Raw genomic sequence first — 24,496 nt, forward strand, 5'->3', positions numbered from 1 at the left:
TCATCTTCTCCGAAAGCTATCGGTATTTCAAAATAGCATATGAATTTTAAGGAATCAAGAATACGCGCTCGCTCCCTTTTTTCGGTACATTATTTTTGACCACTTCTACTCCGAGTGGTACGCTTTTCATCGAATCTACATACATAAGGAGGAATTTTCCATGACCGTTCAAAAATATAAAGAAATTCATTTAGTGAATCGTCCTGAGGGCATGCCGACAAACGACGATTTCAAATTTGTTGAGAAAGAAATTCCGACACCAGGCGAAAACGAAGTCCTATTGAAGACTCTTTACCTATCAGTGGATCCGTATATGCGCGGACGAATGAGAGATATAAAATCATACATTCCACCATTCCAGCTAAACGAAGCTTTAGTCGGTGGCGTGTTAGCTGAAGTTGTTGAATCACGTTCGGATTTATTTGAAAAAGGGGACATTGTCAGCAACAATCTTAGCTGGTCGGAGTACAACGTGGCGAATGCCACCAAACTTCAAAAAGTTGATCCAACTGCAGCATCTATCACAGCACATTTGAGTGTTCTTGGATTGACTGGACTGACTGCTTATTTCGGATTGCTCGACATTGCCAAACCTCAAGCTGGTGAAACGGTTGTTGTTTCTGGCGCAGCAGGTGCAGTCGGTTCCATCGTTGGCCAATTGGCGAAAATCAAAGGTGCACGTGCTGTCGGCATCGCAGGCTCTGATGACAAAATTGATTACTTGATCAACGAACTCGGTTTTGACGCAGCTGTTAATTACAAAAAAGACAGCTTTAAAGAAGACTTGATAGCCGCTCTTCCAGATGGTGTTGATGTTTACTTTGATAATGTCGGTGGTGACATTTCCGATGCAGTCATGAATAAGTTAAACAAGCATGCGCGTGTTACCGTGTGCGGCGCAATTTCTTCTTACAATTCTGTAGATGGGGATGTTGGACCCCGCATTCAAGGTCAATTCATCAAAACAAGCGCAATGATGAAAGGCTTCACACTCGGTGATTACGCCAAAGATTTACCAACAGGCGTTGTGGCACTAACGCAATGGCTACAAGAAGGCAAATTGAAATACGATGAAACGATTGTCGAAGGCTTTGAAAATACACCGGATGCGTTTCTCGGCCTATTTAAAGGCACCAATCTCGGCAAACAATTGGTCAAAGTCGCTGATTCTGAGTTTGCTAAGCTATAAACCGATGAAAAAGCCGCCTAGACCAGGCGGCTTTTTCCATTTATTGGCGATACTGTCGAGAATGCGTGGAATACTGTCCGATTTGTCTTGAATACTGTCCGTTTTGAGCCACATACTGTCCAATTTCAAGAAATACTGTCCGAATCGTCAAATCCTCGCTTATCGGTACACTTCCAAAACGATTCGCAAAACTAAACGCGGGATATAAAATAAAATCTCCAGACCTTCAAGAATCACATCAAAAATCCACCAGCGATTCTTCTTTTCTTTCTCCTTCGTTTTGATTTCCATCTACCACGCCGCCCCTTCTACTTTTTTACTTTATACGTAGCAAGCAAGGATTGGTTTCATTTTTCAGATAAATCGAATGCCGATGCCAATAAACGCAATACGTTCATGCGATTTGTTATACCTGAAATGTTCGGGATGATGGTGATTTCATCTGGTTCAAAGTGTTCAGCAATCTCTTCAATTTGCTCTTTCACCTGTTCAGCGGTACCAATCAACATGCGCTTACGATTGCGTTCGATTTTTTCTTGCTCACTTGCGCTAAAGCCACGTTTTCGAGCCGTTTCAATCGATGGATAATAAGGCGGTGGTGAATCCGACTCAATAAACAATAACCACAAATCAAAAGCGGTCGCCAACGCCTCCGCTTGTTCCATCGTTTCGGCAACTACTGCAAAAACAGCAATGATGACTTGCGGTTGTTGTAAAAATACCGAAGGCTGAAAGTTTGAACGATAAGTTTTTATAACATCCACTGCTTGTTCAGACGGTTTTGCGAAATGCGCATAAGCATAACTCATCCCTTTTTCAGCAGCAAGCCGGGCACTGCCAAATCCTGTACCAAGAAGCCACAATTCAGGTGCTGTTTCAATCGTCGGCATTACTTGTAAGGCTTGAAAACGATGTTCGCTCGTTGTATCATCTGAAAAATACTTTTGAAGGTCCGTCAACTGTTGTTCATAAGGCAACCGTTTTGTTTTGCTTTCATTCAATGCTTCGTTAACGATTCGGTAGCTGCGCGAACGCCCGATGCCGAGATCGATGCGCTCCGGGTGCAAGGCTTCAAGTAGACGAAAGTTTTCTGCAACTTTATAAGCACTATAATGAGGCAGCATGACACCACCTGAACCGATGCGAATGGTTTTTGTAGAAGTCGCCAAATGCATCATCAACAGTTCGGGCGAGCTGCCAGCAACTGAGTCGACTTTATGGTGCTCAGCTACCCAAAAACGCTTGAATCCAAGCTTTTCTGCTAGCTGTGCAAGTTGAGTCGTTTGTTTGAGCGCAACTGACGCTGTCTGCCCTTCATCAATAGGTGAATAATCCAAGACGTTCAGTAGAACCATTTGCCTGCACTCCTTTTCATTATACTTAAAGCTTAGCATGCAAATCGATGCCCTTTCTACTTTGCTGTCCTACAAATCTTACAGATACACTTCTAACTTAATATATCTATTATGTGACAGCCGCCGCAATTTAACAGTTATTTCCGAATCGCTTCAGTTCCCCTTTTTCTGACATTCTATTACACTAAAGATAATAAAAATGGAAAAGCGCTTACACGTCCCTCCACCAAGAAAGGCAGGAGCTTCACTATGAAAAAACTCTCATTTGCAGGTTTTATTGTTTTAGTATTATTGGTGCTTTCAGGCTGTTCTACTTCGAATGCTTCCGAGTCTAGCAGTTCAGCTTCTGGGCAAGCAACCAATACAAGCACTTCTAAATTTCCGGATAATCCGAATGTGGATCTCGAGTTCGATACCGATAAATTGCAGGATATCTATTTGGCCGGCGGCTGCTTCTGGGGAGTCGAAGCTTATATGGCACGCGTTTACGGCGTTTATGATGTGACGTCAGGTTATGCCAATGGCAATACCGAAAATCCGACTTACGAAGAAGTTATCCGTGAAAACACCGGACATGCTGAAACCGTTCACGTTCGTTACGACCCAGAGCGTGTCGATTTGGAGAAGCTACTCGGCCATTACTTCATGATTATCGATCCAACACTCTTGAATCAGCAAGGCAATGATCGCGGCGAACAATACCGCACAGGAATTTATTATGAAAATGAAGACGATCGAGCTGTTATCGATAAGGTTTTCGCAGCCCAAAAAGAGCGCTACGATGAGCCGATTGTGACAGAAGTTGAACCGCTGGATAATTATTATTTAGCTGAAGAATACCATCAAGATTACCTTGAAAAAAATCCAGATGGCTACTGTCATGTTGAGTTTGATACGTTAGAAGGTCAAGAGGTAGAAGGAGATGCACAGTCGGTAATCGACCCGGCACTTTACCCGAAACCGAGTGACGAAGAACTAAAAGCAACATTGACTGATATTCAATACGATGTGACACAAAAAGACGATACGGAGCGCGCTTTTTCTAGCGAATACGACGGCTTTTATGAGCCTGGTATTTATGTAGATATCACTACTGGAGAACCGCTTTTCTCTTCTGCAGATAAATACGATTCCACAACAGGATGGCCGAGTTTCACGAAGCCAATCGATCCGGCAGTTGTCACCGAGCATGATGACGGTTTTCTCTTCCTGCAACAAACCGAAATCAGAAGCCGTGCTGGCGATAATCATTTAGGCCATGTTTTTACTGACGGTCCTGAAGACAAAGGTGGCTTACGCTATTGCATGAACGGTGCAGCGCTATTGTTTGTACCTGAAGCAGATATGGAAGCAGAAGGCTACGGCTTTTTGTTAGATAAAGTAAATTGATTTACACTACCAAAAGGGCAGTCAGCATTTAGCTGACTGCCCTCAGGTCGTAGACAAAAGAATTTTTACGTTAGTTAAAGAATAAATAGTCGCTGCATCTTGGATATACTGGATTCTGTGCTCCATGCGGACGCTTTCCGCGGACGAAGCGCTGAGCCTCCTCGTCGCAAGCTCCTGCGGGGTCTCATCACTTCGTTCTTCCGCAGGAGTCACCGCATTGCGCTCCGAATCCTTGAGAGAGTGCTTATGAAAAGTAGATTCGTTAGGTACTCTCGCTGATTTGAGACCGCGGAAAGCAAAGTGGCCGGACCGGTTGGATTATACACGACTATTCATTTTTTATAGACTTTGTCTACAGTCTAAGGGCAGTCAGCATTTAGCTGACTGCCCTTTTTCTATTTATAGCTGGTGAATTATGAGACTCAGAAATACTCACTTTAGATAGAATCGCCAGTGGCTACACGGCTGCTTCCGCTTTTCTTCTTTGTCTAGACTCCAGCAGCCAGATTCTAGGGTCATAAGCCACTCTGGCTGTGCGGCAAAGTGCGCCGCTTCGCCAGCGCGTCTTATGCCCGTCGAATCTACACGGCTGCTTCCGCTTTTCTTTGTCTAGACTCCAGCAGCCAGATTCTAGGGTCATAAGCCACTCTGGCTGTGCGGCAAAGTACGCCACTTCGCCAGCGCGTCTTATGCCCGTCGAATCTACACGGCTGCTTCCGCTTTTCTTTGTCCAGACTCCAGCGCCCAGCTCTTTGGGTCATAAGCCAACCCAGCTCTGTGGCAAAGTGCGCCACTTCGCTAGTCTGTCTTATGCCCGGCAGAGCTACACGGGCGCTTCCGCTTTTCTACTATCAGTCAACTACAAAATACCTGGCATCTGGATGCGCAAATACGATTGCGGACACGGATGCTTCGGGGTCCATCATATATTCTTCGGTTAAATGCACGCCGATGTCTTCGGGTTTGATCAAGTTAAATAATTTGGCTTGGTCTTCTAAGTTCGGGCACGCGGGGTAACCGAATGAGAAGCGCTGGCCTTGGTATTTGGCGGCAAAACGGTCGCGCATGGAGAAATCGGTTGTATCTGGGAAGCCCCATTGATCGCGTATTTCTTGGTGGATGCGTTCAGCAAAACCTTCTGCGAGTTCAAGTGCTGTTGCTTGCAGTGCATGGCTTTCCAAAAATTTGCCTTGTTCTTTCAGGCGTGTTGCTTGTTCGCGTACGCCAAAGCCTGCAGTTACTTGCATAAAGGCCACGTAATCCATTTCGCCACTGTCGACTGATTTTAAGTAATCGGACAAGCATAAGAATGGTAACGCGGATTGGCGTGGAAATGTAAATCGTTCGATTTCTGTTTTGCCATCAGCAGGGTCATAAACGATGACATCGTCTCCGTCACTTTGAGCTGGGAAAAATTGATACAGCCCTGATGGTTTTAACAGTCCTGATCCTAAAAACTCGGTCGTCAGTTCATGAAGCTGAATAGCACGCGGATCGCCTTTCGCTAACGTATTATCGTTATAGCCTTTTAATCCAAGGTGATGACCAATCAACGTGCGCATATTGACGTATGGATACAAATGAGCCACAGAATACTCTTTCAATACGTGACGACGCAAATCGTTCGGCACGTAAACCGTAACATCTTCGCGTACCGTTTTCACTGGTTTTTCAGCAACGGCAACAGCGGGCTTTGCTGCTCGCACTGCTTCAGAGGCTTGGCGTTTTTCTTGTTGTGCATCCAACTCTAGCAGCAACTCTGCTTTTCCTGCACCGCTTTGCAGCCGATTTGCTAGGTCTAATCCTTGCATCGCATCTTTCGCGTAAATGACCGGCCCGTCGTATTCCGCTGAAATTTTGGTTTCGGTAAAGCGTCTCGACAATGCCGCCCCGCCCACTAAAATGGGTACATCAATGCCCGCTTCTTTAAAGTCTTGCGCGGTGATGACCATTTGCTTCGCCGACTTAACGAGTAACCCCGACAAGCCAATCATATCTGGTTTTTCTTTTCGAATTACTTCGATCAAGGTAGCCGGCGTCACTTTAATCCCAACATCAATCACTTTAAAGCCGTTATTGCTTAAGATAATTTCCACTAAGTTTTTACCGATGTCATGAACATCGCCTTTAACAGTAGCCAAAACGATTTTCCCTTTTCCAGAATCGTCTTCTTTTTTCTCCATAAACTGCTCAAGAAATGACACGGCTGCTTTCATGACGCCTGCACTTTGCAGCACTTCCGCAACAATTAATTGGTTGTCATTAAACAAGCGCCCTACTTCCGCCATACCTTTCATCAACGGTCCATTAATGACATCAAGCGGTTCATCATACATCTCTAGTGCTTTTTCCAAATCTGGAATCAACCCTTCTTTTGTTCCTTCTATAATATAGTAAGCGAGTCGATCTGGTACTGTTTTCGGAATATCATCTTCTGTTTTTTCTTTTTTCTTATCGCGGTAAAAAGCCGTAAAGTCAGCTAAAGTTTCATCTGTTGTCGTAAACAGCAATTCATTAGCCATATCGATTTCCTGTTTTGGAATGGATGCATAACGCTCTAACTTTTCCGTATTGACGATGGCATAGTCCAAACCTGCCTGCGTGCAATGGTACAAATACACGGCATTTAACACTTCACGACCAACCGGTGGTAAGCCGAATGAAACGTTACTAACACCTAAAATCGTCAATGCGCGTGGCAGTTTTTCTTTAATTAACCGAATACCTTCAATCGTTTCTACTGCAGAACCAATGTATTGCTGATCGCCCGTACCGACTGGGAATACCAGTGGATCAAAAATGATGTCTTCCGGTGCTAGCCCCCATTTATTGACCAGCAAGTCATATGACCGTTCGGCTATTTCCAACTTACGCTCACGCGTGACCGCCATCCCAACTTCGTCGATTGTACCCACAACGACTGCCGCACCATATTTTTTCACGAGTGGCATCACCGCATCAAAACGCTCTTCTCCGTCTTCTAGATTAATTGAGTTGATAATCGCTTTTCCTTGTGAAAATTTCAATGCGACTTCAATCACTTCTTCGTCTGTAGAATCGATAACGAGCGGTACTTTTACTTTTTTGACGACTTCTTTCATGAATTTTGTCATGTCTTCAACTTCGTCACGATCCGGATTTGCTAAACAAATATCAATAACGTGTGCTCCGTTTTTCACCTGTGCGCGAGCAATTTCAGATGCTTCTTCAAATTGGCCATCGACTATTAATCGTTTAAATTTACGAGAACCAATAACATTCGTCCGCTCTCCGATAAACAAAGGACGCATCGTTTCGTCGTATTGCAAAGGCTCAATTCCAGACACGACATGACCGCGCTCAACAGGGTCTGGTTTTCTCGGTGGCAATCCGTCCATAGCCAAACGCACTGCTTTAATATGTTCCGGTGTGGTCCCGCAACAACCACCGACGACGTTCAGCCACCCTTTATCTGCAAAACCTTTTAATTTTTTCGCAAGTGATTCGGGTGTTTCGTGATAATGACCGTCTTCATCTGGCAAGCCTGCATTTGGGTAACAACTAACATAGCCGTCCGACAGCTCTGACAGCGAACGAATATGGTCTGTCATAAATTCTGGACCTGTTGCACAGTTTAACCCGACGGATAGCGGCTTGACATGTTCAATGGAAATGTAAAACGCTTCAATGCTTTGACCGGCAAGTGTCGTTCCCATCGGTTCAATCGTTCCGGACACCATAATCGGCAATTCGATTCCCGTTTCTTCAAAAGCTTGTTTAATGCCAATTGTCGCCGCTTTCACATTCAACATGTCTTGACTGGTCTCGAGCAAGATGAGATCTGCTCCGCCTTCAACAAGTGCCTTGGCTTGCACGTGAAAATTTTCCAGCATGACATCAAATGTGACGCCACCCGTTACAGACAAAGTTTTCGTTGTCGGTCCAATCGCACCTGCCACAAAACGAGGCCATTCCGGGGTGGAAAATTCAGCAGCCGCTCGTTTCGCAATTTCGACTGCGCGTCTATTAATATCCGCCGCTTGGTCACCGATTCCGTATTCGTCCAAAACAATCGGTGTACCTCCAAATGTATTGGTGCAAAGAATATCGGCTCCAGCTTCAAGATAAGCCGTATGGATATTTTGAATAACATCCGGTCGGACAATGTTCAAGTATTCATTGCAGCCGTCAAATTCTTCTCCGCCAAATTCTTCAGGTGACAGATCGGCATTTTGAATCATCGTCCCCATCGCTCCGTCGATAATTAAGATTCTTTTTTCAAGCTGTTGTTCAATAAGATGTTTGGACATGGCTGCGATCGCTCTCTTTCTGTTGATCTAGTTGTCGAATATACCGAATCAATTCCACGGTCATGTCGTAACGGACAAACGGTGTGATCAAGTAAATACCGTTGAATAGCTCTGCTGCTGTGTCAATCAATTCTTTAGCGATTTGAATGCCTTCCGCTGTTGCACGGTCCTTGTTATCTCCACATGCACGCATGCGTTCAAGTGCGTCTTCTGACAACTTGATACCCGGCACTTCATGATGCAAAAATTCAGCACTGCGAATACTAGTCAACGGCATTACCCCAATAAAAATGGGCGTATTCAAATGCTTTGTCGCTTCGTACATTTCAACGATTTTTTCTTTTGTGTATACGGGCTGCGAAATAAAATAATCCGCTCCGCTTTCAATTTTCTTCTCAAGTCTTGCTACGGCTCGGTCAAGCACGCGAACATTCGGATTGAACGCTGCAGCGACAGAGAAATTAGCTTTTTTCCGTAGCGGTTTACCAGAAAACGAAATGCCTTCATTTAGTTTTTTGATCAATTGAATCAATTCCATACTGGACACGTCATAAACGCTTGTCGCTCCTGGGAAATCTCCAACTTTGGTCGGATCGCCCGTGACAGCGAGAATGTCGTGCATACCGAGTGCATCGAGTCCCATCAAATGTGACTGCAAACCAATTAAGTTACGGTCGCGACACGTAATATGAGCGAGCGGCCGAATTTTTTCTGTGTGCTTGAGAATCGAGCCCATCGCCATATTACTAATGCGCGGCGACGCTAATGAATTATCGGCCATGGTGACAGCATCCACACCTTCTTCATGTAAAGCGACAGAGCCTTCAAGAAATTTTGTGACGTCCAAATGACGTGGCGTATCGAGCTCCACAATAATCGTTCGTTGTGTTTTCGCTTTTTCGTGAAGCGGCTTTACTTCTAGCGCTTCGGCCTCTCGAATGACAATCGGCTTTCTTTTGGTTACTTCTTTATAAAAAATCGGCGGTAACTTACCGAGGTGTTTTTTCACGGCTTCAATATGCTTTGGTGTTGTACCACAGCAACCGCCAATCAAGCGAACGCCTTTTTGTCTTAACAATAAAGCAGCACGTCCGAAATAATCTGCTTCTGATTCGTAAACAATCCGCCCATCTTCTACGTCAAGCAGGCTAGCATTTGGGTATGCAGAAAGAAAAGCTTTTTCGGGTAAGGTTACTTCTTCAAAAGCTTGAATTGTATGATGCGGTCCTAGACGACAATTGACACCAACAATGTCTGCTCCAAGTGATTCTAGTTGGTGCAAAGCGTCATTCAATGACATGCCGTTTTGCAAAATACCCGGGTCATGCATCGATACTTGTGCAATCAATGGGGTGTCTGTGATGCCTTTCAAATGTTTAACAGTTGCTGCTAATTCTTCAAAATCGTAATAAGTTTCGAGTAGTAGGCCGTCGGGATCGCCCGCAAGCAACTGACTCGCTTGCTGGTCGACCATCGCAATGATTTCCTGCAAGGTGGCGTCACTTTTACGAATTCCGCGAATGCCGCCAATCGTTCCAAAGACAAATTGACCACCCGGTGCTGCTGCGCGTTTCGCAATTTCAATAGCAGCTTTGTTGATGTCTGCAACTTGTTCATCTAATCCGTAACGAGCAAGTTTGAGTGCATTAGCCCCGTACGTATTGGTTTGAATGATATCTGCTCCAGCTCTGATATAGTCTTGATGAATCTTTTCGATCACTTCCGGGCGCTGTAAATTCAATTCCTCGTTGCAATACTCAATGCCATACGAATACAGCAAGGTTCCCATGCCACCGTCCGCCGTCAAAATTTTCGTCTTCAGTTCATCTAATAAACCCATCTACTCAACCCCCTATATATACAAAAAAAGCCTCCATGAAAAAGAAGGCTTTACGATATCAAACTCGTTCCTTTTCATCTGTCAGGCAATCTCTTGCCTGCTGGATTTAGCACCTGACCTTTCGGCTGGTTGCTGAAGCGTCATAGGGCCAGTCCCTCAACTTCTCTCGATAAAGATTCACTATTCAGTTTTAGTATTCTTAGTATAGTACAGGTATCTATTGGTCAGGTCAATATATTTTGTTAGAAAAAAATGAACTTTCTGTGAGTTTCTTTAAAAACAGAATCCTTTTATTCTTTAGAAGCTGTTAACGGTTTTTCGCCGCCCCCCCTATTCTTTCTCATCTCTACATCTGTTTATTTATTGTACAAACCATTTCAGTAAATACTGGATCAGTAAGTAAATCAGCAGAAGAGTTACATGCTTATTCATAAGGACAGTAACATACAGTCACTTGGAAAATGTTCGATCAAAAACAATGGCACCTTTATGTATATTATGAAAATGTTCTAGGCTTCTCTGGCCGATCAGAATCCAGTTATGTATGCACTTGGTTTAGCCAAGACACTTGGGCAAAACCCTAACACCGCTGCCACTTCATCAGCTCGCTTGCGACTCAAAAAACCTATCTGGATTAAAAACTTCCGACAGGTTTTTCTATAAGTATACTGTCTTCTTCTTCTTTAAAAAAGACTTTGCAAATCCTTTACCGGCCGAGCGTCTGCTTGTCCTTCGTAACTAATAAATTCAATTTCTCCAATGCGCATGCCAGCATTGTATTCCCCGATAACTGTATCCAATAGAATAAAAGAAGCCGAGATAAATTCATCTTCATTTTCTTCAGTAAAACCTTTAATGTAAAGAATTAAATTCACTTCGTCGTTGGCGTTATCTTTTTCAAAAGTACAAAAGATGTCTTCCCATGCTAATTTAATATCGCCATACTCGATCGATACCTCTTCGTCTTGTCGCTGGCGAAAGGCGATAATCGTAAACGGTTCAAATTCTGGAGCCTGACCAACTAGATCAATGACGTCATCAAATGCCTCAACCATGCCGTCCGCACTGATGATGAATTGTCGTTTGTCGTTAATTAAACGTTCACTAAGTTCAAACGCCAAATGTTTGTTAACCTTGTGCAATTTCTTTTCCAATTGATTTAATAGTTTGCTTCTACTCGACTCATCCAAGCGACTATAGACCTCTTTATTGTCTGCAAACCATTCCCAAAAAGCCGCCACTTTATTTTTTCTCTTCGGCAACCAATTCATCCTGCTATCCCCTTTGCACCCATCTATGATTTCTTCTTTCTATCATATCATTTTCACACGAAAGGGATAGTTCTTTTTATCCATGAAGAAAGTCTGCTTCTAAGCTATCCAGTCTACGAAAATAAAAAAAACCTATCCACAAATCAGTAACGCTGACTCGTAGACACGCTTTTTTTATTTTCTGAATCTGATTGCTAATCCTTTTAAGAAGTTGCGTGCATAGCGATCGCCGCATTCTTTGTAATTTTTATGGCCAACTTTTCGGAGTAACGCTCCAAGTTCACCTTTTGTTACCGTAACTCCAGCTAAATCCCAAATCTCCAACATGTCTTCACTCGTTAGCTGTAAAGCAATTTTCACTTTTTTCAGCAGTAAGTTGTTAGAACGTTCATTGGTCACTGCAGAAACTTCAGTTTGCCCAGGTTTGGGCTCTTGACGTCCTCTTTTGAAAACGATAAATCCATTTAAAAAAGATTCAAATAGAGCGTCTTCTGCTTTAATATAGTCTTCTTCTTCCCGGTCAATCCAAATACGATCTTCCTCTTCCTCTTCGCTATCTGGGGTTTTTGTCAGCACTTTTAATACTTCATCTTTGCTAAGTTCTATACCACCCAATTTGAAAATTTCGACCATATCCCTGTTTTTTATATCTAGTGCATAACGCAGTCTGATCAATAAATCGTTATTATCCATCTTTTCTTCCTCCTGTAGCTTGCTCATTATCGTCGTTATCCGAAGTCGATTCAATTCTAATGATAGCACATAATCCCCGGGTCATCGCACTTACGCGAAGACAGCAAAAAAGACAGGATTAGAACACTGTCTCGTGGTTTTCTTTATTTTTTACTTCTTTTAATTGTTCGACTTTCTCTTTCATATCTTGAATAATGTCCAAAGATTCTTTATCGTTCGTCGACTCTTCATAGAAAAACTGCAAATCTCGCTCCATATCTGCCAGACGTTCATTATAGTGTTTCAGTTTTTCGGCGATAATCAAACGCTTTGCTTCTTCTATACTCTTCATCTCTTGTTACCTCCACTTCGACAATCTACGAACAGGCTTTCCCCTTTATTCCCTACTTCTTTATGCTTTAATCCCTTTTTTGTGACAGTATTATGTCTGCACGAGCTTCAATAAAGAAGGAAAAGTAACGAATACATCTCTTTTTCCCCAGGCCCCTTTCTTTAATTGTCAACTAAGTTTACGATTTAAAGCATGTGTGCTATACTAGAATTAGTTGAGATACATTTTAGGAGGAAAAAAATGTTTACCATTGGAGATCACATCATTTATTCCACACATGGCCTATGTAGAATTAACGATATCCGTGATGAAACAGTTTCAGGTGTCACAAAGAAATATTATAAATTGCATCCTTTAGCGAATACGTTAGTGACCATCACTACGCCTGTCGATAACGATAAAGTCGTGATGCTGAAGCTTCTCCAAAAAGAACAAGCACTCGAAATCATTGAAATTTTTAAAAAGCCTGGAGTAGAGCCCGATCAGTCAACTGCTAAAGCGTTACAGCCTAAGCTCATTAATACAGGAGACCGCATGCAAATTGCGGAAATTGTTAATACGCTAATGCGCAAGAAGTTTGATACGCAGCTTCAGAAAGAAACTTTCTACGCGCATGACTATAAACTGATTAACAACACACAGATCATGCTCTTTAAAGAACTTGCTCACGCAATGGACACGAGCTTTGAAGAAATCAATCAAATGATTAACGACCTGATCACAGAAGATCAACCGTCTTCGACTGTTAACTAGACTAAAAAAAGATCTTGTTTCATCAATAAATTGATGAAACAAGATCTTTTTTAACATCCAAACTATATTCCCCAATCGGTCTTTAAAAGATCTTTGAGCATTTTCATTTGATCAGCACCAATTTTTTCTGCAATTTTATGTTCCAACTGAATTTTCAATGCTTCGTTTTTTTCGTAGTATTCTTCCCCTAACGTCGTGAGTCGAATGCATTTTTCTTTTTTATTGTTCTCAACATTTTGTACTTCTACCAATTCTTTAGTCACCAAGTTTTTAATGAATTTATGGATGGCCTGGCGAGAGATGTCTACATTTTTGGTAACATACGAAATAGTGGGCTGCTTTTTATAAATGCGTGCCATAATCTGCCATTCAGAGTTTGAAATGTGGATGTCACTCGTGTCGTTCCATGCACGCTCTGAAATTCTCTGTGTTGAAATATGGCGTTCGCTCAATAAATCAATCAACTCTAAATTCTGCAATTCCACGTACGGGGTCAAACGGTTCACTCCAATCATTTGCTTCGCCATTTAATATACCGATTCTATCAGATGAAGTCAATTTGTGAAAATACTAGCGATTCCATAACTTTCTCTTCGTCATATCGTCCTAAAAAACCGCCTAGACATTCCACTTTTTGGAATACTCAGGCGGTTTCTTATGATGAAGATACCATTATTTTATTTCAAAAACACTTGCACAAAAGAATTCTATTGCGTTCTATTAGACAGATGTCAGCTCTTGCTCCTGCTGCTCAAAGTCGTTCAGCAATGCACGTACTTCATCTGTCGTTTCAGTATACATCAACTGATTTCTCAATTCACCAACGCCTCGTACTCCACGAACATAAATTTTAAAGAAGCGGCGCAACGGTTTGAATGCGATGGGCTGACTTTCTGTTGAGTAGTGGTCGTGAAGGTCTAGGTGTAGCCTCAGCAAGTCAAACAATTCTTTCGGGCTATGTTCTGTCGGTTCTTGTTCAAAAGCAAAGGGATTGTGAAAAACACCTCGCCCGATCATAACGCCGTCAACCCCATATTTATCGGCAAGTTCCTGACCCGTTTGACGATCCGGAATATCTCCGTTGATCGTCAAAAGAGTATCTGGCGCGATTTCGTCACGAAGTTTCTTGATTTCTGGAATCAATTCCCAATGTGCAGGCACTGCGCTCATTTCTTTTTTGGTCCGCAAATGAATCGATAAATTGGCAATATCCTGCTCAAATAGATGAGTCAGCCAGCCTTTCCACTCGTCCACGTCCGTATACCCAATTCTTGTTTTGACGCTGACAGGCAAGCCGCCTGCTTTTGCTGCCTGGATAATATCAGCTGCGTTGTCCGGATACCGGATCAAGCCACTGCCTTTTCCTTTGGCCGCAACATTTGGCACAGGACAACCCATGTTGATGTCGACTCCTTTAAAGCCTTGTTTCGCCATTCCGATGCTCATCTCTCGGAAATGCTCAGGCTTATTGCCCCATATATGAGCCACCATTGGTTGTTCGTCTTCAGTAAAGGTCAAACGCCCTCGCACACTAAAGATTCCTTCCGGATGACAGTAACTTTCCGTATTTGTAAACTCAGTAAAAAACACATCCGGTTTTGCCGCTTTTGCTATTACATGGCGAAACACTACATTCGTAACATCTTCCATCGGCGCCAATACAAAAAAAGGTCGTGGTAAATCACGCCAAAAATTCTCTTTCATATTCAAGTTCCAATCCTTTCATTAAAGGATGCAAGATCGATTCTTCATCCAAACATTATTATTCGATTTATACTAGCAATCCTTGTTGTATCGTCATCTCATTTTTTCTTAACCTTATACAGTTTACACGAATCGTCCGTTTGTGGAAAGTGGCGAGGTTTGTATTGACAATGCTACGTTGTTTAATCGCTTGCTGACTTTAGATTGGCTAGTCATCGTACTACTTTTCATCATAAAAGCGTCAACTCGATAATCGAGTTGACGCTTTTGGCTTGGAAATCAACGATCACACGATCTTTTCTGTTTCAAAAAACTGATACGCGTTTTTCCCTGATTTCTTCGCTTGAAATAAAGCGAAATCCGCATTTTTAAGGAGTGTTTTCAAGTCAATTTCGCTGTTAATTGAGTACGTAGCAATTCCAAGACTTGCAGAAAGTTGAAAATCATCATCCCAAGTCATCAAACTATCCAGTAAACGTGTCGCCATTTCACTCAGTCGTTCTGCGCTAGTTGGTTGAGAGAAATGGATAACGAATTCATCTCCCCCTAATCTAACAGCAAAAACATCCTCATACCCATCGATAAATTTCTGAAGTCTGGATGCAACTTCTTCTAACACCATGTCCCCAGCGTCATGACCGTACAAATCGTTGACTCCTTTAAAGCCATCCAAATCTAGAAAGAACACTGTTCCTCCAGAATCGTGATGGTCTTCGAAAAATTTAGCAAGATAACGTCTATTGTATAGGTTGGTTAACGCATCTCTATAAGCAAAACGCTCTAAATCCAAGTAATAAGAAAACATCCGAACAATTCGTTGAAGCAAGTGAATACTTTTCTCATCAAAACGGCTTACTTGATCATTCACCGCACACAATGTTCCGAATTTCTCTCCATTAACAAAAGAAATAGGGATCCCCAAATAAGATTTAATGTTGGCTTTTTCTAGTATATTCTTAAAATCACCTAAACTACTTTCTTTGCTGACGTCTTCATAAATCAACGGTTGTTTTGTTCCAAAATCAATGTGCTGACAAAGGGTATCATTAAGATTTACAATCGTACCTTCAGTGACATCAATGCTTGTATTATCATTTGATAATTTCAATATTACTTGCTGCGTATCATTAATAGAACTTAAAAAAATAAATTGCTCCGGCAAGATTTCTTTGGCGAGATCGAGTAAGTCAGTAGCTAGTTCATCAAAATTCTTGTACATTTCTAATTCTTGAAATATCGTCATCGTCAGGCACCTCGATTATCGTCATGTCCGTATTTTTAAGTTAACCAACTATCCATTTAATCGTATAAGTCTCACTAAAGCTTAACATAGACAGCGAATGGTTGTTAAACAACTTGCCCGCCTCTTGAATGACCCACTAAGTGATTATTGAAGACATTTAAGAGCTTCGTTTCTTGTCAGACACCTAGTGAAATAAATAGCAATACCCGAAAAAAGCTCTTTTATCGTTCAATTGATGGAGAGTCTGTGTTTACTTTTTATTGATAAAAGATAATTTTTGCCTAAAGACTCAATAAAAAAAAGCTTTACAATCAATAATTTCTCTTATATAGTAACTGAATAGTTATAATATTATAATCACCAGACAGAGGGTGGGATGCATGAAAATTGATAAAGCAGCAACAACTCCTCTTTATTCGCAAGTAGAGGTTATTTTAGAGGATAAGATTCTGACAGGAGTTTGGGACGAAGGTTTTCAGATTCCAACAGAAAACGAATTGGCAGAAACGCACGATGTTAGCAACATTACCATCAAACGAGCCATTATGAATTTAGTGGACAAAGGAATGCTCATGCGACAACGCGGACGCGGAACTTTTGTAACCAAACTGCCAACAGAGAAAAATATCCACAAATCAGAGTTTATCAAGATGAATGAAGAGATTAGCAGTTCTCATGATTTACTTGCAAGTGGTTTTCATCAAGCCTATCCTGGGGTAGCTAAGCAGTTAGGTTTGCCTGCAGACACTGAATTCGTCTATTTAGAGCGACTTGGCTATGAAGAAGGAGAATTGGTTTCGTTAGAGTACACTTATATTCCTCAGAATATCTGGCCCGCTATCGAACAGCCACCCAACAAAGATACATTTGTTTATGACGTTCTGAAAAAAACATGTGGAATTTCTCTAGCACGTTCGAAAAATTACTTTTCTGCAGCAGTCGCCAATGAAAAAGAAATGAAGTTGCTTGGAGTTCGTTCAAATACGCCGCTCTTTGTTTGGGAGCGCATTACGTACTCCACGTCCGGAGAGCCTGTTGAGTATTCTAAATTCGTTATGAAACAAGACAAAGACAAGTACTATGTAGAGTTAGAACTGACTTGATCGATAGAAAAAGTGATCTCTAATGTTGCCTACATCATTTTATATAGAAACTAGTATCATTTTAGTTTCTATTATTATATAAAGTTATAATATTATACTTAATTAAGTTAATATGATTTTAAAGCTGAGTTACCTGTTTTTTATACATTTAGAAGGATGGTGGGTTACATGGAAAAGCACAGCAAGGGGAAAAATGAAAAACGAAAGTTGAAATTGAAAGCGCCTACAACAACTGCATTACTGATGTTCATCATCGTTCTTGTCGCATTATTAACTTATATCGTACCTGCAGGTCAGTACGAGCGAGCAATGGATGATGAAACCGGTAGAGAATTAATCGTTGCGGATAGCTTCTCTTATACAGAATCTTCACCTGTTGGGCCTGGCGGCGTATTGTCATCCGTGTTTAACGGCATCGTTGGCGCTGCTGAGATTATCGCATTTGTCTTGATTGTCGGTGGCGTCTTTGGGGTCATCGTTAAAAGTGGCGCCATTAATGCGGCGCTAGCTCGATTGATCCATCGCCTGAAAGGAAGAGAATCTCTTTTTATCGTCATTGCCATGACTGCATTTGCGATTGGCGGTGCGACGTTCGGAATGGCCGAAGAGACTTTGCCTTTTGTTGCGATTGTACTCGCTGCAACAATTGCGATGGGCTATGACCGAATTGTCGCAGTATCGATTGTGGTCGTCGGCGTGTATGCAGGATATTCTGCTGGTCCTCTCAATCCTTTTAACGTTGGAATTGCACAAGCTATCGCTGGATTGCCTCTTTTTTCAGGTATCGGCTTACGTACTATCCTAATGATTGGCGGATTGATCATCGCCATTCATCACACATTGAGATATGCCAAGAAAGTGAAACTGAATCCCAAAACAAGTCTCTTATCAGGAGAAACAGTCGAAGTCGAAACTGACGTTACATTGCTGGATAATCTCACCATGACCAAGCAACACAAAGCCATTATGATTATTTTGGGCTTATCACTTGTTTCACTCGTTTTCGGTGTATTGAAATACGGCTGGTACCTCGGAGAAATTTCTGCATTAATGTTACTGATGGGCATTATCGTTGGTCTTATTGCATTCAATGGTAGCTTTAATCAATTTACCGATGAATTTATGAAAGGTGCTGCTGAATTAACAGCTGCCGCCCTTATCATCGGCCTCTCTCGTGCGATTCTTGTCGTCATGGAAGAAGGACAGATTATTGATACTTTCGTTTATGCTGTGTCTACGCCGCTAGCAGGCTTACATAGTGTCTTTGCCGCTTGGGGCATGTACATTTCACAAGGACTTATTAACTTTGTTATTCCGTCATCTACAGGACAAGCTGCTGTTGTGATGCCGATTATGTCTTCTATTAGTGATGTGATTGGCATTAACCGTCAAATTGCCGTTCAGGCATTTCAATCTGGAGATGGTTATTGGAATATGATTACTCCAACACATCCAGTTCTGATGGCGGCACTTGGCATTGCAGCTGTTCCATTTGGTAAATGGATTCGTTTTGCAGGACCACTCGTATTAAAATGGACGATTTGGACAATGATTATTTTAGCAATTGGTGTATGGATTGACTGGGGTCCATTTTGATTCCAACTAGTAAAAGAAAAATCGCGAACTGGGAGTAGATAAAGATGAAAAAAAGCACAAAATGGACAATCTTAGGTGGCGGCAACGGCGGGCAAACAACAGCTGGGCATTTAGGAATAATGGGATTCGACGTGACACTGTATGACATTTTTGAAGATACGATTCAAGCCATTAAAAAACAAGGTGGCGTCTTTCTTGAAGATGCATTAACTGGATTCGGCAAAGTTAGCTGTGCCACAACGAATATCGAAGAAGCATTGCAAGATGCCGATATCGTACTGATCACAGTACCTGCTACTGCACATACTTTAGTTGCCAAGGCATGTGCAAAGCATTTGAAAGATGGGCAAATTATTGTCTTAAATCCAGCAGCCACATTCGGATCATTAGCATTTGAAAAAACTCTCCATGACGAAGGCTGTACAGCAAATGTGACACTGGCAGAAACAAACACGTTATTGTATGGTTGCCGCATTATCGAAGCCGGTAGAACTCAAGTGTTCGGACTGAAAAACCGAATTTTGATTGCGGCACTTCCCGCTACTGAAACGCCAAGAGTTGTGGCAGCTTTGCAAACAGCATTTCCGCAGTTTGAAGCCGCCGATAGCATTTTGGTAACAAGCTTTGATAACACCAATCCGATTTTGCACCCAGCGACAACATTGCTGAATGCCGGCACAATCGAATCCGATCGCGAATGGCATTTTTATATTGATGGCTTTACTCCATCCATTGGACGATTTGTTGAAAGCATGGATGAGGAACGGCTTGCAATCGGACGCGCTTTAGGTCTTGAGTTATTATCGTGTCGTCAGCAGCTTGAAGTTGAGTATGATGTTTATGAAAATAGTCTCGCAGAATCGGTACGGAATAATAGCGTATATCAGGATATTAAAGGACAAAAAACGCTTGATACACGTTACTTATCAGAAGATATTCCTATGGGCCTTGTGCCTTTCGTCGCTCTTGGCAAGTTGCTTCAATTACCGACAGCACGAATGGAAGTAATTATCGAGATGGCACAACTTGTCCTTGACCGTGATTTAATGACTCATGCAAGAACGCTTGAAAATCTTGGTATTGACGACATGACCGCCGAAGAATTTTTGCAATATGTCCAAACGGGTCAGCGATCTTAAAAACTGGATTTATACCTGGCAGCCGCATCCGAGTGGTTGAGTCTTAAAACAGACTGACCATTTCGAATTCCCTATTTCCTTACATCCGCTCAAGCATATTTTTTTCGTCTACACAGGCACTCCTGTACAATGAAGATAATAGAGAGAGGAGATTGATTTGGTAATGACGACTTACGAAGAAAACATAGCAGGTTTTGAAAAAATTGATTCCGCGAAAGCACAAGAATTGGTAAAAGGGGAAACCGAAGCCGTCATCTACGTTGGCAAGGCTGTATGTCCTTTCTGCCAAACTTTCGTTAAAAAACTAAAAGATGTTTCGGAGCAAACGAATACGCATATCTACTACGTGAACAGCGTAGAAGCAGCTGATATGGATGGCATTTCAGCATTCCGTAACCAATACAACATTCCAACAGTTCCTGGTTTCATCTATACAAAAGGTGACACGACAAACGTAAAATGTGATTCATCTATGAACGAAGCAGAAATCAAAGCTCATATGAATAAATAAGCTACTTCCAACAAAAAAGAAAAGACCGCTGATCCTAGTAGGAATCAGCGGTCTTTTTGTCTTTTAAACTTAATAAGTAACCCAACTCAATCCGGTCGTCCCTTCGCCCGCATGAACACCTACACAAACACTGAGTGCCATCACGTGTACGTTCAGATCAGGAAACTCTTGCACGAGCTCGTCTTTCCAGGTTGTTGCGTCTTCCTCGTTATTACAGTGAATCACAGCAATTTCTGGCACCGTGGCTATGGCCATATCTGCACGCAATAAAGACAGGACATGATCTTTCGCCCGCTTATTTGACCGCACTTTTTCGGTCATAACGGGTTTGCCATCTATGAAACTGATAACAACTTTAATGTTCAGTAAATTACTAATGAAGGTTTGTGTTCCAGAAACACGCCCACTTTTATGTAATTGGTTTAAGCTCGAAGGAATAAAAGACAGCTTCGATTTATCTGTCATTCTCGTAATAGTTGCCACTACTTCTTCTACGTCTTTGCCTTCTGCGAACAGTTTACTACCCATTTCAATCATTTTAATCATTGGAAAAGAACCAATTTTCGAGTCAATCGGATATACTTTAAAGTCGGTCATTTTTGAAGCGGCCTGTGCGCAGTCAATTGTCCCCGAAAGTCCACTTGATAGATGTACAGCAACTGCAAAATCATAGCCTTCTAATTCTAGTTTTTCATACAAAGCAAGCATTTCTCCAATTGCTGGTTGTGAAGTTTTAGGTGAAAATTTTGATAAGCGTAATCTATCGTAAAACTCCTCTTGTGTGAGATCGACGGATTCTCTAAATGACCCATCAGAAAAAACAACACTTAAAGGCAGTACGTATACATCATGTTTTTGGATAAAAGCGTCGTCTAATTGTGCAGCTGTATCCGTAATCCAAGCTATTTTTTTCATTAAAAACTTCCCCTCTACATACAAGTTTCATATTGGAACTAGCTATCTACTAACGATAACTTACCTGACTGACAACGAGCGCACTAGTGACAGTTGTCATATATAGGAGAAGTTTTAAAAGCGCTGTCATATTTTGAACATATCTACCCTTTTGCTTTTTCTTGACAAAAAAACAGCCAGCAACGGATGATCCGTTGCTGGCTGTTTGAGTAGTTATTTCTAGTGTGTTTTTCAACATACATCCGTTAACAAGATGAGCATGAACTTAGTCTTTTAGTGAATTATCTTTTGTTTTCTTACTGACTACTGCTCTATTTTTCAATTTAGCAGTTCTGCCAAATTGATCTTCATACATAACTTTTGCTGCTTTTGGAGCAGACCAAAAAGTTGTCACTAAAAGCAGGGAAACCGGAATTGCTGTAACAACAATAAACGATTGAATCGCTTCAATTCCCCCTTCACTAATCATCAACAGCACAATTGCTACTGCCCCCATAATAACTGCCCAGAAAATACGCATCGATTTTGGCGGATGACCGTCTCCTGTTATCGCAACTGAAATGGTATAGGCCATCGAGTCCGCAGTCGTGACAACGAACAAAATGGTAACCAACAAGAACAACGGTGCAATGAATGAATCGAGTGGCAATTGTTGTGTAATGGCCATCATCGCAGCTGGCATACCCGAAGTGTTCAAAGCATCCGAAATAATGCCTGGTTCGGCTAGCTCATAAAACATCCCCGTACCTCCAACAACCGTAAACCAAAATGCCGTGACGATTGGTGCTGTGATAGACACTGCTAAAATCAATTCACGAATCGTACGTCCGCGCGTAATCGTTGAAATAAAGATCGCCATCATTGGACCATAACCAAGGAACCAACCCCAGAAAAAGATGGTCCAAGAACCTAACCACACTGAGTCTCCACGGAACGTACTCATGGCAAGAAATTCTTGAAGATGAACGCCTGTCGCCGCCAGGAATGTATTGAGGATAAAACCACCTGGTCCTAGTATCAAAATCGCAGCCATTAAGATCAGTGTAATAATAATATTTAAATTACTAAGAAATTGGATCCCTTTACGTAAACCTGAAATAGCCGAAATTGTAGCGATTATCACTACACCAATAATAATAATTACCTGCGTTAACAAGTTATTCGGAATTCCAAACAATACTTCCATTCCGTAAGCCGCTTGCAAGCCGAGAAACCCAATCGGTCCAATTGTCCCTGCTGCTACAGCAATGACTGCAGACGCATCAATAATCGTCCCAAGTGCACTATTTTTCATGATTTTTTCACCGAGTAAAGGATACAGCAAAGTACGCGGCTTTAACGGCATGCCTTTTTGGTAATGTGCATACATCAACACAATCGTTCCAAGCGTTCCGAGAATGGACCATGCCAGAAAGCCCCAGTGCAAGTAAGATTGTGCAAATGCAGGAATAACAGCACTCTCTGTAGCAGCTACTACACTTGCCCCAGCAAAATTAGGGGAAGGATCAAGAAAGTGGTACATCGGTTCAGCAGCGGCCCAAAATACCCCACCACCTGCTAGTAACGTCGTCATAATCATGGCAATCCATTTAAAATAAGCAACTTCCGGCTTTTCAAGACCCCCTAAACGAATGTTGCCGTATTTTGAGAACCCAAGGAAAAGTGCAATAAAAAACGTTCCTAAAAATAGCACTTGCCAAAATCCTCCGAAATATTTAACAGCAAATGCAAAAGATTGATTGACCATATTTGATACAAAATCTACATTGATAAATGATGCAAGTACAAAAGCAACGAGTAACCCCCCACTAATTAGCAGTACAGGCCAGTCTGTTCTCGATCTATATTTATTCAAAATAAAACCTCCTTTATCCGCATAAAATCTACATACATATTTCTAGCTGTTGTTTGGTTATGATATCCATTTTAATAGTTGCCGCAAGCGACAGCATCTGCTGTACACAAGTGTCTAAACAACCATCCATTTTTGTTTTCATCTACTTTTGTTGATCCTGTGTACTAGACAATTGACCTGGCAAATATGATAAGCTGTACCTCCATAAACAGTAATCGTTTCAATTGTTTTCACTCTTACTTTGCATAGAAAGAAAGAACTTTTCACTTGAAAGGTTTTTTGCAATAAGTATACAATTGTATATGATATACACACAATTTACCAACTCTTTCATCACTTACAGTATGAATTGAAGAGATAGATTCAGTTAACATCCTTTTTACGGAAGTTCTATCATACAAACGCCCAAAACCAAGTAGTTATCTCTGAACATTAGCTTGTTTCTCTTTTGTTTATCCTTTAAATTCTACTTAAAACCATTTCCGCTCCTTTTATTAGTAAATACATTCAAAAAGTCTCTAACACGCTTTTGTGCTAGAGACTTTTATCCTCATAAATAAAGTGCCATGGACAAGTTATCGTAATAACGTTCGCCGTCATAGACGTCTCGATAAAAAGTGCCTTCTTGCTCAAACCCTACTTTCTTATAAAGTGCGATGGCACGCTCATTATCTGCACGCGTGACGAGTGAAATTTTTTCGGTTTGTCCATTTGTCTTAGCCCAATCGATTAAAGTATTCATCAATACGCGGCCAAGTCCATTTCCTGTATGTGACTGACTAATCACAATACCCAGTGTTCCCACATGGCGATACCTAGGCTTAGAACTAGAATCAATTGTGCCGATCCCCAAAATCTCTTTTCCTTCTATTACAAGAAACATACAAGTACCTTTGAATTTTTTCATTTGTACAATGGCTTGTGTCAGGCTCTCCGCAGACAGGGAATACTCATCATGACCAAAAGACAAATAGTCTGTCTCTCCGCCAACTCTATTATAAAACTCAACAATTTTCGTACCGTCTTCTGGCTGTGCACTCCGTATGGCATAGGTCACTATAACTTCCTTCTTTCTATTCGTTAACTGCTCTGTCAAAGATGGTGATTACAAAGTTTGGCAAACGTTTCACTAACCTTCCAAAAAAAAATTCTCGTGTTACACTCACTTTTAAACCAACACTCTTACTATACCTCAATAACGAGTAGCCGAACTTCAATATAAGTAGTAGTGAATACAACATTCAAAAGGCCGTTCATCCACTACTGGATGAACGGCCTTTTGATGCAATGCACATTGCTAACTAACATATGCGAATCCAT

General features: G+C 41.7%; 19 protein-coding genes, 1 pseudogene and 1 riboswitch. Of the genes and pseudogenes, 7 read left to right on the plus strand and 13 right to left on the minus strand.

Translation table 11 applies throughout. The annotated features are described in order from the left end of the window. Positions 1-160: 160 nt before the first annotated feature. Positions 161-1,189, plus strand: a complete 1,029-nt coding sequence (locus FQ085_RS15435) for an NADP-dependent oxidoreductase (RefSeq protein ID WP_149457081.1) — start codon at positions 161-163, stop codon at positions 1,187-1,189. A 159-nt stretch (positions 1,190-1,348) separates the two neighbouring features. Here the strand turns inward: FQ085_RS15435 and FQ085_RS18380 are convergent, their stop codons facing one another. Both FQ085_RS18380 and FQ085_RS15440 read right to left on the minus strand, forming a co-directional pair. Then, positions 1,349-1,480, minus strand: a complete 132-nt coding sequence (locus FQ085_RS18380; RefSeq protein WP_256204315.1) for a hypothetical protein — start codon at positions 1,478-1,480, stop codon at positions 1,349-1,351. 56 nt (positions 1,481-1,536) lie between these two features. After that, complete coding sequence (locus tag FQ085_RS15440) at positions 1,537-2,544, minus strand: LLM class flavin-dependent oxidoreductase (RefSeq protein ID WP_058386328.1); 1,008 nt, start codon at positions 2,542-2,544, stop codon at positions 1,537-1,539. Positions 2,545-2,793: 249 nt separating this feature from the next. Between FQ085_RS15440 and msrA the strand changes: the two genes are divergently transcribed. Beyond that, entirely contained in the window at positions 2,794-3,933 is a 1,140-nt protein-coding gene (msrA, locus tag FQ085_RS15445; RefSeq protein ID WP_149457082.1) for a peptide-methionine (S)-S-oxide reductase MsrA, read from the plus strand. Between the two features lie 851 nt (positions 3,934-4,784). Here msrA and metH read toward each other — a convergent pair. The 5 genes from metH to FQ085_RS15470 form a co-directional block, all read right to left on the minus strand. Next, on the minus strand, positions 4,785-8,222 hold the full coding sequence (gene metH, locus FQ085_RS15450; protein ID WP_149457083.1) for a methionine synthase: 3,438 nt from the start codon (positions 8,220-8,222) through the stop codon (positions 4,785-4,787). Further along, complete coding sequence (locus FQ085_RS15455) at positions 8,203-10,062, minus strand: bifunctional homocysteine S-methyltransferase/methylenetetrahydrofolate reductase (protein ID WP_149457084.1); 1,860 nt, start codon at positions 10,060-10,062, stop codon at positions 8,203-8,205. The genes metH and FQ085_RS15455 overlap by 20 nt, the downstream gene beginning before the upstream one ends. 71 nt (positions 10,063-10,133) lie before the next feature. After that, a riboswitch (SAM riboswitch) is annotated at positions 10,134-10,238 on the minus strand. 507 nt (positions 10,239-10,745) lie between these two features. After that, positions 10,746-11,333: a hypothetical protein gene (locus tag FQ085_RS15460; protein ID WP_262499823.1), complete on the minus strand. Its 588-nt coding sequence runs from the start codon at positions 11,331-11,333 to the stop codon at positions 10,746-10,748. Positions 11,334-11,507: 174 nt separating this feature from the next. Next, positions 11,508-12,026 (minus strand): YehS family protein, encoded by a 519-nt coding sequence (locus FQ085_RS15465; protein ID WP_071153003.1) that lies wholly within the window; start codon positions 12,024-12,026, stop codon positions 11,508-11,510. 118 nt (positions 12,027-12,144) lie between these two features. After that, positions 12,145-12,357, minus strand: a complete 213-nt coding sequence (locus tag FQ085_RS15470) for a hypothetical protein (RefSeq protein WP_058386333.1) — start codon at positions 12,355-12,357, stop codon at positions 12,145-12,147. Between the two features lie 240 nt (positions 12,358-12,597). Here FQ085_RS15470 and FQ085_RS15475 point away from each other — a divergent pair, with 240 nt between their 5' ends. Next, positions 12,598-13,110, plus strand: coding sequence for a CarD family transcriptional regulator (locus FQ085_RS15475; RefSeq protein ID WP_058386334.1), 513 nt, complete (start codon positions 12,598-12,600; stop codon positions 13,108-13,110). Between the two features lie 62 nt (positions 13,111-13,172). Here FQ085_RS15475 and FQ085_RS15480 read toward each other — a convergent pair whose 3' ends face one another. From FQ085_RS15480 to FQ085_RS15490, 3 genes are all read right to left on the minus strand, one after another. Beyond that, positions 13,173-13,637 (minus strand): MarR family winged helix-turn-helix transcriptional regulator, encoded by a 465-nt coding sequence (locus tag FQ085_RS15480; protein WP_058386335.1) that lies wholly within the window; start codon positions 13,635-13,637, stop codon positions 13,173-13,175. A gap of 193 nt (positions 13,638-13,830) precedes the next feature. Next, the gene (locus FQ085_RS15485; RefSeq protein WP_071153001.1) at positions 13,831-14,814 is read right to left on the minus strand and encodes a tRNA dihydrouridine synthase; all 984 of its coding nucleotides are present in this window, start codon (positions 14,812-14,814) and stop codon (positions 13,831-13,833) included. 286 nt (positions 14,815-15,100) lie between these two features. Then, positions 15,101-16,057: a sensor domain-containing protein gene (locus tag FQ085_RS15490; RefSeq protein ID WP_149457085.1), complete on the minus strand. Its 957-nt coding sequence runs from the start codon at positions 16,055-16,057 to the stop codon at positions 15,101-15,103. Positions 16,058-16,437: 380 nt separating this feature from the next. Here FQ085_RS15490 and FQ085_RS15495 point away from each other — a divergent pair, with 380 nt between their 5' ends. From FQ085_RS15495 to FQ085_RS15510, 4 genes are all read left to right on the plus strand, one after another. After that, positions 16,438-17,160, plus strand: coding sequence for a GntR family transcriptional regulator (locus FQ085_RS15495; protein WP_058386337.1), 723 nt, complete (start codon positions 16,438-16,440; stop codon positions 17,158-17,160). A 168-nt stretch (positions 17,161-17,328) separates the two neighbouring features. Continuing rightward, a complete protein-coding gene (locus FQ085_RS15500) occupies positions 17,329-18,756 on the plus strand; it encodes a YfcC family protein (protein ID WP_058386338.1) in 1,428 nt (475 codons plus the stop codon). A 44-nt stretch (positions 18,757-18,800) separates the two neighbouring features. Next, complete coding sequence (locus FQ085_RS15505) at positions 18,801-19,895, plus strand: NAD/NADP-dependent octopine/nopaline dehydrogenase family protein (protein ID WP_058386339.1); 1,095 nt, start codon at positions 18,801-18,803, stop codon at positions 19,893-19,895. A 163-nt stretch (positions 19,896-20,058) separates the two neighbouring features. Then, a complete protein-coding gene (locus FQ085_RS15510; protein ID WP_149457086.1) occupies positions 20,059-20,406 on the plus strand; it encodes a DUF6568 family protein in 348 nt (115 codons plus the stop codon). A 69-nt stretch (positions 20,407-20,475) separates the two neighbouring features. Here the strand turns inward: FQ085_RS15510 and FQ085_RS15515 are convergent, their stop codons facing one another. The 3 genes and pseudogenes from FQ085_RS15515 to FQ085_RS15525 form a co-directional block, all read right to left on the minus strand. Continuing rightward, positions 20,476-21,321 (minus strand): DegV family protein, encoded by an 846-nt coding sequence (locus tag FQ085_RS15515; protein ID WP_058386341.1) that lies wholly within the window; start codon positions 21,319-21,321, stop codon positions 20,476-20,478. A 361-nt stretch (positions 21,322-21,682) separates the two neighbouring features. Further along, positions 21,683-23,176 (minus strand): annotated as a pseudogene (locus tag FQ085_RS15520) (BCCT family transporter); the annotation flags it as partial. Between the two features lie 550 nt (positions 23,177-23,726). After that, positions 23,727-24,272, minus strand: coding sequence for a GNAT family N-acetyltransferase (locus FQ085_RS15525; protein WP_149457087.1), 546 nt, complete (start codon positions 24,270-24,272; stop codon positions 23,727-23,729). Positions 24,273-24,496: the final 224 nt, after the last annotated feature.

It is taken from the genome of Planococcus sp. ANT_H30, from assembly GCF_008369335.1.
Classification (GTDB): domain Bacteria; phylum Bacillota; class Bacilli; order Bacillales_A; family Planococcaceae; genus Planococcus; species Planococcus kocurii.